Raw genomic sequence first — 14,347 nt, 5'->3', positions numbered from 1 at the left:
CTGCCGAAGCAGCCCGGAGGCGCCCGGTGTCAGCCTCCTCGCTGTTCGCCGGCGATGATCGTGTTCAGGTTGGCGCGGGTCGCTTCCAGTTCGCTGATGGCCTCGCCGATCCGGTCCCGGTGCTTGACCAGCTCGTCGACCAGTTCCGGGCAGCTGGGCATCAACAGGCCGTTGTCATCGACCATGCACGGCAGCACTTCCACAATCTGCGCTGTGCTCAGCCCGGCCGCGAGCAGGCCCCGGTCCGCCGTACTGCCGGCACGTCCGCGTCGCTGTACACGCGATAGCCGCTCGGCCGCCGTTCCGGGCGCAGCAAGCCTTGTTCCTCGTAGTACCGCAACGCGCGCTCGCTGACGTCTGTCCGTCGCGACAGTTCCCCGATCCGCATCCCGGCTCCCGACTTGACTCTGACGTCAACGTGAAGGTTTAGCTTAACCGGCATGACACCCGTGGCTGTCCTCGGACTTGGCCCGATGGGCCGGGCACTGGCGACCGCGTTCGCCACCGCCGGCCACCCCACCACCGCGTGGAACCGCACGCCAGGCAAAGGAAACGACCTCGACGCCACCATTGCCGGCACCGCTGCCGAGGCGATCGCCGCGAGCCCTCTTGTCATCGTGTGCGTGCTGAACTACCAGGCCGTGCGATCGGTTCTTGATCCCGACGCGCTGAAGGGCCGCACCCTGGTCAACCTCACCGGCGGCTCGCCGCAGCAGGCCCGCGAGATGGCCGCGTGGGCAGCGGAACACGGCGTCCACTACATCGACGGCGTGATCCTGAACGGGGTCGTCGGCGGCCCGGAGGCGGCGCTGCTGTACAGCGGGCCGAGCGACGTCTACCAGGCGCACCAGGGCGCGCTGGCCGCACTCGGCGAGAACGGGACGTACCTCGGCGAGGATCCCGGGCGGGCGGCCGGGTTCAACGTGTCCCTGCTGGACCTGTTCTGGACGTCGATGTTCGGGGTGGTGCACGCGTTCCGGTTGGCCGCCGCGGAGAACATCACCCCGGCCGATCTTGGCGGGCATGCGAACGTGATGGCCGGTCTGCTCCCCGAGCTGATCGACGTGGTCGCCGAGCACATCACCACGGACGACTTCCCCGGGGACGCCTCCACGGTCGTCTCGGCGGCGGCGATTTTGGACGACGTCATCGACACCATCCGGGCGAACGGCCTGGACGACAGCGTGCTCAGCTCTGGGCGGGCCGCCGTTCAACGGGCGATCGACGCCGGGCACGGGTCAGCCGGATTCTCCCGCCTTGCCGTGCTCTAGCTGTTCTGCCCCCTCCAGGGCATTCGGCCGTGAACGCCATTCGCGCTATTCCCAGTGTGTCGAGCTGCGACCTGAGTTCGACTTCTTCCGCCGCTGTGACGGCGACCCACAGGGCTGTTCCGGTGTCATCCATGCTGAAGATCGACTGATTGCCCAGCCATCCCTCGGCGTGGATCGTGTAGGGAGCCAGGGCCAGTAGCACTTCGAACTGTGCATCGTCGCGGATATCGATATCAATCCCCATTCCGGGATCGGCCCTCGCGGATCGGGTGCCACTGACCACAGCATTCCGAGCCAGACACAGCGCCTGCTCGTAAGAGGGCATGACGTCCTGCGGCCAGGCGACATCGCTGTAGGCATCAACGTGAGCCGACTCAATACTGGACCGCAGCACGCGCAGCGCCGCAGTGTGAGCGCGCACCACGTCCACGGCGTCCAGACCCTCACGGAGAAACAGTTCGTGCCGCGAGTCGTCGCCATGGCTGATCATGCGGCCGAGTCTCTCACGCCCCACGCAGCTGCTTCGCCTCGCACATAGAAGACCCAGGGGTCGCGAAGAGGAACTCAGTTCGCGCCAGGCGCAATCCACTGCGCCGTGGGCCGTACCGAGCACCAGTCTCCCTCACGCGACCCCCATCTACGAGAACATGGCGACGTTCAATATCGCGTTCAAGGACACCGTCGTGATCCAGTCCGGCCAGGGCAAGTCCAAAACTCGCCACGGATTGCCGCCCCATTACCCGCTCGGCGGCCCCCCACTGTCCAGAAAGAGCGGGTGCCCAAGGCGCGAAATAAATGGCAGCCTTGGCGGAACTGTTCGGCAGCGTCGATAGGAGTCCGTAATGGCTCAGCGTGCCGGTTCCTCGTCCGTGATTGTGGAAAATCCCTCCGTCATATTCTCATCCGCTCCGCAACGCTCCGCGCTGCGACACCTCGGTCAGCCATCCCTGCGGGCGTCCGCCGGCGGTGCCCGGCGTCGCGCAGGCGGAGAAGCCCCGCGCGTTCTGCTCATCGTGCCGTCCTACACCCGCGTGGTGGAGCCCGCGCCCTCCCCCAGTGCCTTCCAGAGCATGGGACTGGACACCTTCGAGGTGATGAAACGGGCCGGCACTCCCATCGGACTGCTGCGCATCGTCACCAACGCACAGCTGGCCGGCTTCAACGTACGCATCATCGACTCCCCCTTCGCGGGCTGGGAACACGAGCGCAAACTCCTCGACCTCGACACCGGTCACCTCGTCCGCTACGGGCTTGAAGACGCCGACTTACGGGCCCGCATCGAGGAATACGCCCCGGACATCGTGGGCGTCCAGTGCAACTACACCGTGCAGTGGGGAAACGCGCGGGCGCTGGCCGACCTGATCAAGGACATCGACCAGGGAATCGTGACGGTCACCGGCGGCGCGCACTCCAGTGGTGACTGGCGCAACGCGCTGCCCGATTCGCCCTTCGACTTCATTGTGCTCAATGAGGCCGACCAGACCTTCACAGCGCTGCTGGAGGCGCTCACCACCGCGGAGGGCGACGTCGATTCCGTACCGGGCATCGCCTATCGGCGCGGCGACGGCGCGCTCGTCAGGACCACGGCGGCGACCCCGTATATGCGGATCCTGCCCAAGCGGCAGGGGCTGGATCAGCGGTTGAGCATGATGCCGCTGCCCGATTTCGGACTGCTGGACATGAGCCAGTACGAGCAGGCCTACCACTCCTCGGGAGCACGGGTGCGCTCCACCGGGTCCTGGGCGCAGATCTTCTCCACCATCGGCTGCAATGTCGGCTGCGACTTCTGCTATATCCCCATGGTGAACGGACCCTGGCGGGCGCTGGGCACGGACTGGTTCGATCTCCACCTCGCCGAGATCGTCAAACAGGGAGTGACCGAAGTCCTCATTGAGGACGACCATCTGATGCATGACCCGCTCTATGCGATGCGGGTGTGCGAGCTCCTGAAGAAACACGACCTTCCCTGGGTGGAGGAAGGAGGTCTGAGCCTGTTCAACCTTGTCCTGCTGCACCTGGGCGAACGCTTCGTCGACGCCATGGACGACAAGGAATGCCGCAATCCCAACTTCCGCAATGTCATCGCCGCGATGCGCGGCGGCCTGACTTTCAAAGACCTGGTTCGGGCAATGGCGGACAGCGGCTGCTACAGCGTCTATCTCGCCGTGGAGAGCGCGAACGAAGAGAGCCTTGAGCGATCGGGGAAGTCCAGGCTGAACTCCATCCAGAAAGCCACGGCAGAGATCGTGCAAATTTTCACCGACTACGGGATTCAGGTCACCGGCGGCTTTATGCTCGGCTTCGTCAATCCACCGTCCGAACCGGGTGGTAATCCGTACATCGAGTCGCTGGAGGGAATCGAGAAAACCATCGACTACGCGGCGACGTTGATGAACCATGGGATGGCCTACGCCAACCCCTTCATTGTCACCCCGCTGCCCGGAACAAAGATGTGGGAATTCCAGAAGGATTACGTCGTACGCCACTACGACAATGGCTGGTCGCACGAGAAGGCGACGATGGCGACCGAGAGCTGGTCTGCCGACGACATCGAGCGGATGCGGCTGGAGCTGCTCGTACGGGCCAACGGTCCGCAGAAGGTGACCGAGATGGTGCGCCGCGGCACCTGGCCGGTGGACGGCTGACCGGACGGCAGGGAAATCAGGCGTCGCGGAGGAGCGGCGCACCGCCCTGTTTGAGGGCCTTCATCGCACGGGTGAGCTGGGCGACCGCCGCAGCGGAGTCGATCAGCAGAGTCCCCGGTGGCAGGCCCAGCAACCAGTCCCGCGCCTCGCCCGCACGGCTGTCGGGGACACGGAGAACCGCCCGGTAGTACCCGGCGTTGTACGGCACCCGATTGGCCGGGTTTCCCGGAAAGGACTTCAGCTCCGTCCCGGCTGGAGCGGCGGGGAGCACCGCCTCGTTGTACACCGGAAGTTCCAGTGCGACCTGTGCCGTCCGCGGCTGCTCAAGTGGGTGCCCCAGCACGGCTCCGACATGAGCCAGGTGGGGATCGAGACCCGTGCTCGCCCAGCTCATATTGGACAGCCCGCCGAGCCGGCCGTTCAGCTCGATGAGATGGAGCGCGCCGTCCGACACGGCGAAGTCGATCTGCCAAGGGCCGGCCGGCCGGTACGTGTTCACGATGTCGCGGATGACGGCGACCAGCGCCTCCCGTACCCCGTCGGGCAGTTCGACGGGCTCGACCCGGGCCTGCTTCCCCGGCGCGCAAGCGCTGTCGAGCATGCCCAGGGAGGCGACCGGCCAGGTGACGGTGTACGACGGGCCTGTGATCAGCTCGACCGCGAATTCCTCGCCCGCGACCGCCTGTTGCACCAGGACCGGGTACATCATGTCGAGGGCGGCCCGGTCGAGCGGCTCGTCGCGCGCCACAAAGCACCGCCCGGCATGGGACTCGCTCCGGGCCTCCTTGACCAGCACAGGGGATCCGATCTCGGCAACAGCGGCCCGAAGCGTCGTCGCGTCGTGGCAGATCACTCCTCGGGGCACGGGCCAGCCTCGCTGTTCCGCGATCCGGTGAAACTCCACCTTGTCGGTGGCCAGGGTGGCGAATTCCTCGGAGTGCACCAGCATGTGCCGACCGCTCGCCCGCCACTGGGCCGCGGCACGGGCGTAGACCGGCAGTGTTTGTTCCTGACCGGGTGAGTTCATATTCGGGATCGCGATGTCCGCGTCATAGCCCTGGAGAAGCAGCAGAAGGTCTCGCTCGGTCAGGTCATGCGGCAGCTTCCCGCACTCGACTTCGGGCCCCAGGAAAGAGCTGAGCTCCACAAATCCCAGGACGACGACTTCGGCGCCGGCCCGTACGAGCGGCGGAATCAGCCTGTCCGCCCGGTATTCGCCCAGTACTACAACCCGAGTCATCCGCACCACCGTTACCTGAAGGCTTGCCGGAGCGCGGAAAGTCTAGCCGCGGACCGGCCTCGAGTGCTGGTTGCCCGCGCCCGGTTGTCAGGCCTGGTTGCGCTTGAGGAGGAACCGCTCCTGCTCCGAAAGTCCGCCCCAGACCCCGAACCTCTCGTCATTGGCGAGCGCGTACTGCAGGCACGCCACCCGCCCCTCGCACGCCCCGCACAGCTGCTTCGCCTCGCGCGTCGAGGACCCGGGGGCCGGGAAGAAGAACTCCGGTCCCGTCTGGGCGCACAGCGCGTTCTCCTGCCAGGAGAGTTCTTCGTCGGTGATGTCGGTGATGTCGGTGATTTTGGTGATGTAGCTGATGGTGTTGATCGGCATGCGGGACACGTTGTCTCGTGCCGATAAACGCTGGATCAATGAAGGATCAATGATCCGGATATCCGCACGACCGTGCGTTCAGTACGATGGAGGACATGACCGGCAGCAGCACACGTATGGACGGACGCGTCGAGCGCGGTAACCAGACCCGGCGGCTGGTGCTCGAACGTACGATGAATGTCGCCTCCGTGGAAGGTCTGGAGGGCCTCTCCCTGGGGCGCATCGCCACCGAGCTGAAGCTAAGCAAGAGCGGCGTCTTCGCGCTCTTCGGCTCCAAGGAAGAGCTCCAGCTCGCGACAGTGCGGGCGGCTATCGAGGTCTTCGGCGAGCAGGTGGTGGCGCCCGCCCGTGAGTTGCCGCCGGGTGCCGCGCGGGTGTGGGCGCTGTGCGGGCGGTGGCTGGACTACTCCGCGCGCCGCGTCTTCGCCGGCGGCTGCTTCTTCTATACCGTCACCGCCGAGTTCGACGCCCGCAGCGGTCCGGTGCACGACGCGGTCGCCAAAGCCCGGACCGACTGGGTGGCGTACGTGGAGCGGACCATCGAGGAGGCCCGGCGCGTCGGCGGCTTCGGTGCGGACCTCGACGTACCGCAGCTCGCGTTCGAGATCATCGCGCTGATGGAGGCGGCCAACGCCGAGTCCGTGCTGCACGACGACGATTCGGTGTACGACAGGGCCGCGCGCGGCATCCTCAACCGCCTGCGCGCGGCGGCCACGGACACCGCGGAGCTGCCCGAGCAGCCTTGACGGTCAGCTGACCGACGCCTCCGGTCAGCTCACCGACGCCTCGTCGCGGCCGACACGGCCTGATACGGCGAAGCCCACCGCTTCCGCGACGACGTCCGGGGCGTTGAGGATCCGGCTGTGCCCGAGGCCGCGGGTGACGACCAGCCGTGCGCGCTCGCCGTGCGTCGCCGCGATGAGCCGCGACTGGGCCACGGGCACCATGCCGTCGCCCTCGTCGTGAAAGAGCAGGACGGGGACGGCGACCTCCTCCGGCCGGTACGTGACGTTGAAGCGCTCCCATATGTCCGGCTCGCGCGGGAAGAGCAGGCCCTCGACATGGCGGCGCAAGTCCCGCTTCAGCCGGTCATTCAGCCCGAGGCCCGCGCAGAACGCGTCGACCAGATACTCGAAGCTGCCGACCCCGCCGAGTCCTACGATCCGGTGGGCCACCACCCCGTCGCGCAGCGCGAAGAACGTCGCCAGCACCCCGAAGGAGTGGGCGACGACGGCCTCGAAGTCGCCGTGCCGCGCGTGCAACTGCCGGATGATCTCCCGGTATTCGAGGATCGTCGTGGCGCGGCCCTCCGAGTCGCCGTGCCCCGGGGCGTCGAAGGTGACCGGGCTGTAGCCCTTGTCGCGCAGCGCGGAGACGAAGTCGGCGAACCGCGAGCCGCGCGACGACCAGCCGTGCACCAGCAGTACGGGGCGGGCGCCGTCTCCCCAGGTGTAGGTGACGACGCTCCTGCCGTTGACGGTGAGCCGGTCGGTGTGTGCGGCGGCGTGGAGTTCCCGTTCGGACGAGCGTGGGCGGCTGCGGCCGAGCGGGCGGGCGAACAGCGTGAACGCCGCTCGCCCGGCCAGGGCGGGCGCGACGCGGGAGGTGGCGTTGAGGGCGGTGCGAAGGAGCGGTGCCAAGGGGTGCATACCCGGTTCTCCTCGGTCGGCCGATGAAGTAGGGGCATATATTAGCACGGTCGTTCGTGCAGTTTTATGTTCGCAGACCGTACACGCCGACCAAGGGCCCACGCCGGAACGACACGACCGCACACCGGACGCCCCCGTACACACACGGGACAAGTCTTAGTGGTCGTGCTCCCCCGCCGCCGCCTCCGCCTCCGCCGGGTGGTGCGGCTCGTACCCCGGAATCGTGCCGTCCGGCTTCGCCACCAGGAACAGCCCGGCCATGCCCATGTCGGAGTGGCTCTGCACATGGCAGTGGTACATCCATGCCCCCGCGCCACAGTGTTCGCCCGCGATGATCTGGAAGCCGAAGGAGTCCGCCGGGCCCGTGATCTTGTTGTCAATGATGCGGCTGACGTCGCCCGCGCCGTCCAGCAGGCCTGTTCTGTTGTCCGCCCAGCGATGACCGTGCATATGGAACGTGTGGTAGAACTCGCCGTGCGTGATCATGACGATTTCGACGCGATCACCCACCGTGGCCTGGAAGTTGGGACTCTGGCCGCCCGGCTTGTTGTTGATCACCATGTCGTTGAAGACGATCGCGAACTGCTTGTCCGGGAGGATGTCGCCCTTCCTGCGGACCACCACAGGACCGTAGAGCCCCTTGCGGAGGCCGCCCGTGCCATGGTCCGTGCCCACCACATGATCGTGGTAGTGCCAGTAACCCGCGCTGCCCTCCCGCCAGGTGCCGTCCGCGCGCTTGCCCGGGGTGTGGGTGCGCCAGGTGTACGTACGGCTGCCGCCCGGTTCGACGTGGCTCCTGCTGAGCTTGGTGCCGTCGTTGGCGATGTCGTAGTCCACGCCGTGTGCGTGCAGGCTGACCGGTACGTCCATGGTGTTCTCGAACTCGATGTGCAAGGTGTCGCCCTCGATCAGCTCGATCATCGGGCCCGGGATCGTCGCCTTGCCCTTTTCCAGGCCGTAGCCCAGCTGACCGTCGGCCAGCTTCTCGGCGTAGAGCTTGAGGTGGCGTACCCGGCCGCCCGCCGGGGCGGTCTTCGGCGCCGCAGCGGCAGCACCGGCAGCGGCACCGGCGCCCGAAGCCGAAGCGGCCGACAACGATGTCACGCCCGTGGCAGCCGCCGCGCTCCCCGCCAGCAGGCGCAAGTTGAAGCTCCGTCTGTCCATGTGCGAACTCCCCCAGTCCTCGACGACGGCCACACGGTAGCCGGGGGACCTTCGTTTATCCACACCCAGGACAAAGTTTGTGCCATTGCGGTCGTTCCTATTGGCGAACCACGAAAAGGGGTCTAGTTTCCAGGCTGTTGATGTGACCAAAGAGGGGTGGGTGACCACATGCAGCGCGCACCACATCACCGGTCAAGATCCCGAAGTGGCGTTCTGGCGGCGGCACTTGGTGTCGGCGCCCTGACCGCGTCCTTACTCGGCGGCAGCAGCACAGCCTCCGCCAGGCCCTATCCGGAGCCCTCGCCGACCGAGGCGATAGGGGCGATAGGGGCGACAGGGGCGACAGGGGCGACAACGTTGTCCCTGCCGTCGCCGCCCGGCGGCCAGAATGTCCGGGTACTCGTCTTCCACGCCTCGACCACCGAGGAATCGCCGACCGTCGACGCCGGTATCGCGGCGATCGAGACCATCGGACAGACCGGGCCCGCCGCGGGCCGCTTCAAGACCGAGGCCACCGACGACGCCGCCGTCTTCACCAACGCGACCAAACTCGGCAAGTACAACGCGGTCGTCTTCCTCACCGGCGGCGGCGATGTGCTCGACCCCGCCCAGGAAGCCGGGCTCGAATCGTTCCTGGAGGCCGGCGGAGGCTTCCTCGGCGTCCATGACGCGGCGCGCACCGAGCCGTACTCGGACTGGTTCACCGGACTGATCGGCGCCCGCCCGGCCGGCGCGGCGAGCGCGGTACAGCGCGCCGTCGTCGAGGTCGGCGACCGGCAGCATCCCGCCACCAAGTCGCTCCCGCTCGAGTGGAAGCGACCCGACAAGTGGTTCAACTGGGCGGTGAACCCCTCCGGCAGCGTGCACACCGTGGCGCGCGTCCAGGAGAGTTCGTACGCGCCCGGCACCGGCGCCAATGGCGCGGATCACCCGGTCTCCTGGTGCCGTGACTACGACGGCGGCCGTTCCTTCTACACCGGTATGGGCGGTACGGTCGACAGCTTCGCCGAGACCGACTTCCGCGACCACCTGCGCGGCGCCCTCTCCTGGACCACCCGGCTCTCGCGCGCCGACTGCAAGGCCACCATCAACGCCAACTACACCGCCCAGCGCGTCACCCAGCCCAACCAGCCGGGCCAGAACGACCAGATCGGCGAGCCGCACGGCCTGGTCACCGCCCCGGACGGGCGGGTGTTCTCCATCGGGCGCGGCGGCGCCGACTCCAGCAAGCCCGTCGTCACCGACTGGAACAACCCCGACATGGGCAAGGGCCAGGGCGAGATCCATGTCTACGACCCGAAGACCAAGAAGGTCACGCTCGCCGGTGCGCTGACCGTCTTCGGCAACAAGGGCGGCGGCGATGAGCTGATCAAGGTCGAGGAGGGGTTGCTCGGCATCGAGCTCGACCCCGGCTTCGCGACCAACGGGTGGGTGTATCTGCACTACACACCCCACTCGCAGATCAACCGCGATACGCATATGGCCAAGCGTTATGTCTCGCGCTTCACCTTCGACCAGGCGAGCAACAAGCTCGATCTGGCGAGTGAGAAGGTGCTGCTCAAGTGGCCGGTGCAGATCCACAGCTGCTGCCATGCGGGCGGCGGACTTGCCTGGGACTCCAAGGGCAACCTCTACATCGCCACCGGTGACAACAACTCCTCCGGTTTCAGCGGCGGTTACTCCGGCAACAACCCCGAGCCGAACTTCAAGGGTGTCTCGTTCGCCGACGCCCGCCGCACCGCGGGCAACACCAACAACCTCAACGGCAAGATCCTGCGGATCCACCCCGAGGCCGACGGGACGTACACGCTCCCCGAGGGCAACCTCTTCACCGGCAAGGAGCAGGACGAGGGCGGCGGCAAGACCCGCGGTGAGATCTATGTGATGGGTGTGCGCAACCCCGCGCGCATCTCCATCGACAAGGCCACCGACACCCTCTACGCGGGCTGGGTCGGCCCCGACGCGGGTGCGCCCAGCACCACCTGGGGCCCGGCGAAGTACGACACGTTCGCCGCGATCACCAAGCCGGGCAACCATGGCTGGCCGTACTGCATGGGCAACAACCAGCCCTACCGGGACCGCAATTTGCCCGATCCGAGCAAGCCGCTCGGCTGGTACGACTGCGCGAAGCCGAAGAACGAGTCGCCGAACAACGACGGCCTGGTGAATCTGCCGCCCGTCACAGCCAACACCATCTGGTACTCACCGCAGGGTGGCGGCGTGGACTATCCGCGCGACGCCAACGGCGTCCCGAGCTACAAGACGGAGGAACAGAAGCTGCTCATGCCGTGGCTCAAGGGCGGCAGCCAGGCCACCATGAACGGCCCGGTCTACCGCTACGACGCGGCGAGCACGAGTACGGAGAAGTGGCCCGCGTACTGGGACGGGAAGTGGTTCGTCGGTGACTTCTACGACGGCGACCAGCCGCGCCACGCGGTGCTGACCGACCCCAGGACAGTCGGCAAGGGCGGCATCCCGGCACACGCCGAAACCCTGAAGAAGATCATCCCGGTGGGCGCGAACGGCATCCGCAACCTCATGGACTGGAAGTTCGCGGCGGACGGTTCGCTGTATGTCCAGGACTACGGGCGCGGTTTCTTCACCTCCGACGCCAAGTCCGCGCTGTGGCGCGTCACCTACAAGGGCGGCGAGCCGACGCCGTCCGCCGACAACCTCGCAAGGAAGGCGGCGGTGCGGTGAGTCTGGTAAGACACAGAACAGCGAGCATCTGGACGGCTCTGCTGGCCACCGTGGTCATGGTCCTGGGGCTGACCTCCGCCGTCGCGTACGGACAGTCCAGTAAGGCTGCCGCACAGGTGCTGACCTGGACAGCCGGCGATCCCATCGACAAGTACGTCTCGTTCCCGGCCACCGCGGTGGCGGGCGCCACCACCATCGTGTTCGAGAACAGCGCGGCGACCGGCAACACCATCGGCATGCCACACACGCTGACCTTCGACGTATCCGATCCCGAGTACAACAACGACGTACCACTGAACATCTTCGCCACCCCCAGTGACGCCCAGGGCGGCAAGCACACCGCCGAGGTGACGCTCACACCCGGCCGGTACCGCTTCTTCTGCGCCATTCCCGGCCATGGCACCATGCAGGGCATCCTCACCGTCACCGAGCCCAGCGGCGAGGACACCACCGCGCCCGATACGGCGGCGAAGGTCACGGGCGACCAGAATGCCGGCGGCGCGTACGTCGGCCAGGCGACCGTGACCGTGTCGGCGACCGACGCCGGCGGGTTGGGTGTCGACAAGGTCGAGTACGCGGTCGGGGCGGATGGCCCCTGGCAGGCGTACACCGCGCCGGTCGTGATCAGCGAGGTCGGCACGCACAAGCTCCGCTACCGGGCCAGTGACAAGGCGGGGAACGTGGCCGCCGAGAAGGCGGTCGACTTCGCGGTCGCCGCCAAGCCGACCGACGACACGACGGCGCCCGAGACCTCGGCGACGGTGAGCGGCGAGAAGAACGGCCAGGGGCAGTATCTGGACATGGCCACGGTGACCGTGACCGCGTCCGACACCGGTTCGGGCGTCAACACCATCGAGTACGCGATCGGGGCGGGCGGCGCCTGGCAGCCGTACACCGCGCCGGTGATGGTGCACGCGGTGGGCACCCACCAGGTCCGCTACAAGGCCACCGACAAGGCGGGCAACGCCGCCGCCGAGAAGTCCGTGGAGTTCACGGTGGTGGCGCCGCCCGCCGAGGACAAGGCGCCGCCGGAGACGACCGCCGTGGTGAGCGGCCAACAGAACTCCGACGGCGCGTACATCACCAGCGCCAAGGTCACGCTCAGCGCGACGGACTCCGGTGCGGACGCCTCCGGCGTCGACAAGGTCGAGTACTCGCTCGACGGCGGCCCCTATCTCGCGTACACGGCTCCCGTCATGGTCGACCGGGTGGGCTTCCACACGGTCCTGCACCGGGCGACCGACAAGGCGGGCAACACCTCCGTGGCGAAGAAGGTGTCGTTCACGATCGCCGAGGGCGGCGGGGTTCCGGCGCCCAACTGCCCGGAGTTCGACGAGCGGTTGACGGTGATCGTCGGCACGGTCGACACGGGTGTGCCCAACCGGATGACCCGTAGCCGCTGCACCGTCAACGAACTGATCGAGGACGAGAAGGACTGGTCCTCGCACGCGCTGTTCCTCAAGCACGTGGACAAGGTGCTCGACCAGCTGCTCGCGGACGGAGTCATCGACCAGCGCGAGCACAAGAAGATCTACAAGGCGGCCAAGCAGTCCGGCATCGGCAAGCCGGGCCAGAACACCGGCTACCGCGATCTGTTCGACGGCACGCAGGCGTCCCTCGACAAGTGGCAGCATGTCGGCGGCGGTTCCTTCGCCCTCAGCGGCGACCGGGCCATCACCAGCAGCACCACGGTCGGCGGCATGGGCATGCTGTGGTTCCCGCAGCGTCAGTACGGTGACTTTTCGCTGAAGCTCCAGTGGCGGGACGACGCGCCGGGCGCGTCCAACGCCAACGGCGGTGTCTTCGTGCGCTTCCCCTACGTCCACAACAACCCGGAGGAGTCGCGTCCGGAGTGGGTCGCCATCAAGTACGGGCACGAGGTGCAGGTGCTCGACCGTCCTGACGGAGACATGTACAAGACAGGCTCGGTCTACGGCTTCGACCGGGTGGGCTTGGGCGGCGCGGGTGTGACGCCGAAGGGCACCTGGAACGACTACGAGATCCGCGTGGTCGACCAGCACTACTCGGTCTACCGCAACGGTGTGCTGATCAATGAGTTCGACAATGTCGGCGGCCAGGTCTTCACTCCGCCGCGCGGCGACGACCCGGGCACGGACGGCCGGCGGTACTCCTCCGGCTATATCGGGCTCCAGGTCCACGGCACGACCGATGTGATCTCGTACCGCGACATCCGCGTCAAGGAGCTGTAGCACTTCCGGCTTCTGGGAAGCCCTCTTCCAACCTAGGAAGGGGGCTTCTTCGCGGGCTTTTTCGCGGGCTTCTTCGCGCGGCTCGGCTGTACCCGCATCGGCTCGCCCGGCATCTTCGGGTAGTCCGGCGGGTACGGCAGGTCGCCCAGCGCGTGGTCGCGCTCGTCCTTGGCGGCGAGCTCCAGCACGCTGTCCAGCGAGAAGGCGTGGTCCTCCATGTCCGCGTGCACATCGCCCAGCTCCGCATAGCGCACCGGCATGGTGGCCAGGTCGAAGTCGTGCGGCGATACATCGTCCAGCTCCTCCCAGCGGAGCGGTGCCGAGACCGGGGCCCGCTCCTTGGGACGTACGGAGTAGGCGGAGGCGATGGTGCGGTCGCGCGCGGTCTGGTTGTAGTCGAAGAAGATCTTCTCGCCGCGCTCCTCCTTCCACCAGGCCGTGGTGACCCGGCCCGCCATACGCCGCTCCAGCTCGCGCCCGATGGCGATGGCCGCCCGCCGTACGCGCGTGAAGTCCCAGCGGGGCTCGATCGGGATGAAGACATGTACGCCCCGGCCGCCCGAGGTCTTGGGCCAGCCGCGCAGAGCGTGCTCCTCCAGGATGACGCGCAGCTCGTGGGCGGCCCGGACCGCGTCGGCGAAGTCCGTGCCCGGCTGCGGGTCCAGATCGAGGCGCAGCTCGTCGGGGTGGTCGACGCCGTTTCGCCGTACGGGCCAGGGGTGGAAGGTCAGACACCCGAGGTTCGCCGCCCAGATCACGGCGGCGATCTCGGTGGGGCAGATCTCGTCGGCGGTGCGCCCGCTGGGGAAGGAGATATGGGCGGTGGGGATCCACTCGGGGAGATTCTTGGGCGCGCGTTTCTGGAAGAAGGACTCACCGCCGATACCCTCGGGGTAGCGCTCCAGCGTGGTGGGCCGGTCACGCAGGGCGCGCGTGATGCCCTCCCCCACGGCCAGGTAGTAGCGGGCCACATCCAGCTTGGTGAAGCCCCGCTCGGGAAAGTAGACCTTGTCCGGGCTGGACAGCCGTACGGTCCGCCCGCCGGCTTCCAGTTCCACCGCTGCACCCATGTGGGCCACGGTAGGCCTAGCGCGAATAT

At 67.3% G+C, this 14,347-nt stretch carries 11 protein-coding genes and 1 pseudogene; 5 read left to right on the top strand and 7 right to left on the bottom strand.

All coding sequences use genetic code 11. The annotated features are described in order from the left end of the window. Nucleotides 1-29: 29 nt before the first annotated feature. Nucleotides 30-388 (bottom strand): annotated as a pseudogene (locus tag ACIHCQ_RS31555) (MerR family transcriptional regulator). Nucleotides 389-440: 52 nt separating this feature from the next. On the opposite strand from ACIHCQ_RS31555, the gene ACIHCQ_RS31550 reads away from it, so the two are divergent. Further along, the gene (locus ACIHCQ_RS31550) at nucleotides 441-1,271 is read left to right on the top strand and encodes an NAD(P)-dependent oxidoreductase (protein WP_399669921.1); all 831 of its coding nucleotides are present in this window, start codon (nucleotides 441-443) and stop codon (nucleotides 1,269-1,271) included. On the opposite strand, the gene ACIHCQ_RS31545 is transcribed toward ACIHCQ_RS31550, so the two are convergent. After that, nucleotides 1,189-1,761 (bottom strand): hypothetical protein, encoded by a 573-nt coding sequence (locus ACIHCQ_RS31545; protein WP_399669918.1) that lies wholly within the window; start codon nucleotides 1,759-1,761, stop codon nucleotides 1,189-1,191. The two genes, ACIHCQ_RS31550 and ACIHCQ_RS31545, sit on opposite strands and share 83 nt — an antisense overlap. A 523-nt stretch (nucleotides 1,762-2,284) precedes the next feature. On the opposite strand from ACIHCQ_RS31545, the gene ACIHCQ_RS31540 reads away from it, so the two are divergent. Continuing rightward, the gene (locus ACIHCQ_RS31540) at nucleotides 2,285-3,916 is read left to right on the top strand and encodes a B12-binding domain-containing radical SAM protein (RefSeq protein ID WP_399669915.1); all 1,632 of its coding nucleotides are present in this window, start codon (nucleotides 2,285-2,287) and stop codon (nucleotides 3,914-3,916) included. 16 nt (nucleotides 3,917-3,932) lie between these two features. Here ACIHCQ_RS31540 and ACIHCQ_RS31535 read toward each other — a convergent pair whose 3' ends face one another. Beyond that, nucleotides 3,933-5,156, bottom strand: coding sequence for an ATP-grasp domain-containing protein (locus ACIHCQ_RS31535; protein ID WP_399669912.1), 1,224 nt, complete (start codon nucleotides 5,154-5,156; stop codon nucleotides 3,933-3,935). Between the two features lie 87 nt (nucleotides 5,157-5,243). After that, complete coding sequence (locus ACIHCQ_RS31530) at nucleotides 5,244-5,525, bottom strand: WhiB family transcriptional regulator (RefSeq protein WP_399669909.1); 282 nt, start codon at nucleotides 5,523-5,525, stop codon at nucleotides 5,244-5,246. 95 nt (nucleotides 5,526-5,620) lie between these two features. Between ACIHCQ_RS31530 and ACIHCQ_RS31525 the strand changes: the two genes are divergently transcribed. Next, on the top strand, nucleotides 5,621-6,271 hold the full coding sequence (locus ACIHCQ_RS31525; protein WP_399669906.1) for a TetR/AcrR family transcriptional regulator: 651 nt from the start codon (nucleotides 5,621-5,623) through the stop codon (nucleotides 6,269-6,271). 24 nt (nucleotides 6,272-6,295) lie between these two features. Here ACIHCQ_RS31525 and ACIHCQ_RS31520 read toward each other — a convergent pair whose 3' ends face one another. Together ACIHCQ_RS31520 and ACIHCQ_RS31515 are read right to left on the bottom strand one after the other, a co-directional pair. Next, nucleotides 6,296-7,174 (bottom strand): alpha/beta fold hydrolase, encoded by an 879-nt coding sequence (locus ACIHCQ_RS31520; RefSeq protein ID WP_399669903.1) that lies wholly within the window; start codon nucleotides 7,172-7,174, stop codon nucleotides 6,296-6,298. Between the two features lie 156 nt (nucleotides 7,175-7,330). Then, the gene (locus ACIHCQ_RS31515; protein WP_399669901.1) at nucleotides 7,331-8,338 is read right to left on the bottom strand and encodes a multicopper oxidase domain-containing protein; all 1,008 of its coding nucleotides are present in this window, start codon (nucleotides 8,336-8,338) and stop codon (nucleotides 7,331-7,333) included. 168 nt (nucleotides 8,339-8,506) lie between these two features. Between ACIHCQ_RS31515 and ACIHCQ_RS31510 the strand changes: the two genes are divergently transcribed. Together ACIHCQ_RS31510 and ACIHCQ_RS31505 are read left to right on the top strand one after the other, a co-directional pair. Next, a complete protein-coding gene (locus tag ACIHCQ_RS31510; RefSeq protein ID WP_399669898.1) occupies nucleotides 8,507-11,038 on the top strand; it encodes a ThuA domain-containing protein in 2,532 nt (843 codons plus the stop codon). 56 nt (nucleotides 11,039-11,094) lie between these two features. After that, the gene (locus ACIHCQ_RS31505; RefSeq protein WP_399670104.1) at nucleotides 11,095-13,248 is read left to right on the top strand and encodes an OmpL47-type beta-barrel domain-containing protein; all 2,154 of its coding nucleotides are present in this window, start codon (nucleotides 11,095-11,097) and stop codon (nucleotides 13,246-13,248) included. A gap of 32 nt (nucleotides 13,249-13,280) precedes the next feature. Here the strand turns inward: ACIHCQ_RS31505 and ligD are convergent, their stop codons facing one another. Beyond that, nucleotides 13,281-14,318 (bottom strand): non-homologous end-joining DNA ligase, encoded by a 1,038-nt coding sequence (gene ligD, locus ACIHCQ_RS31500; RefSeq protein ID WP_399669895.1) that lies wholly within the window; start codon nucleotides 14,316-14,318, stop codon nucleotides 13,281-13,283. Nucleotides 14,319-14,347: the final 29 nt, after the last annotated feature.

The sequence above is a fragment of the Streptomyces sp. NPDC052236 genome (assembly GCF_044548015.1).
Taxonomy (GTDB): Bacteria; Actinomycetota; Actinomycetes; order Streptomycetales; family Streptomycetaceae; genus Streptomyces.
This window is presented reverse-complemented; position numbering and strand designations above follow the sequence as displayed.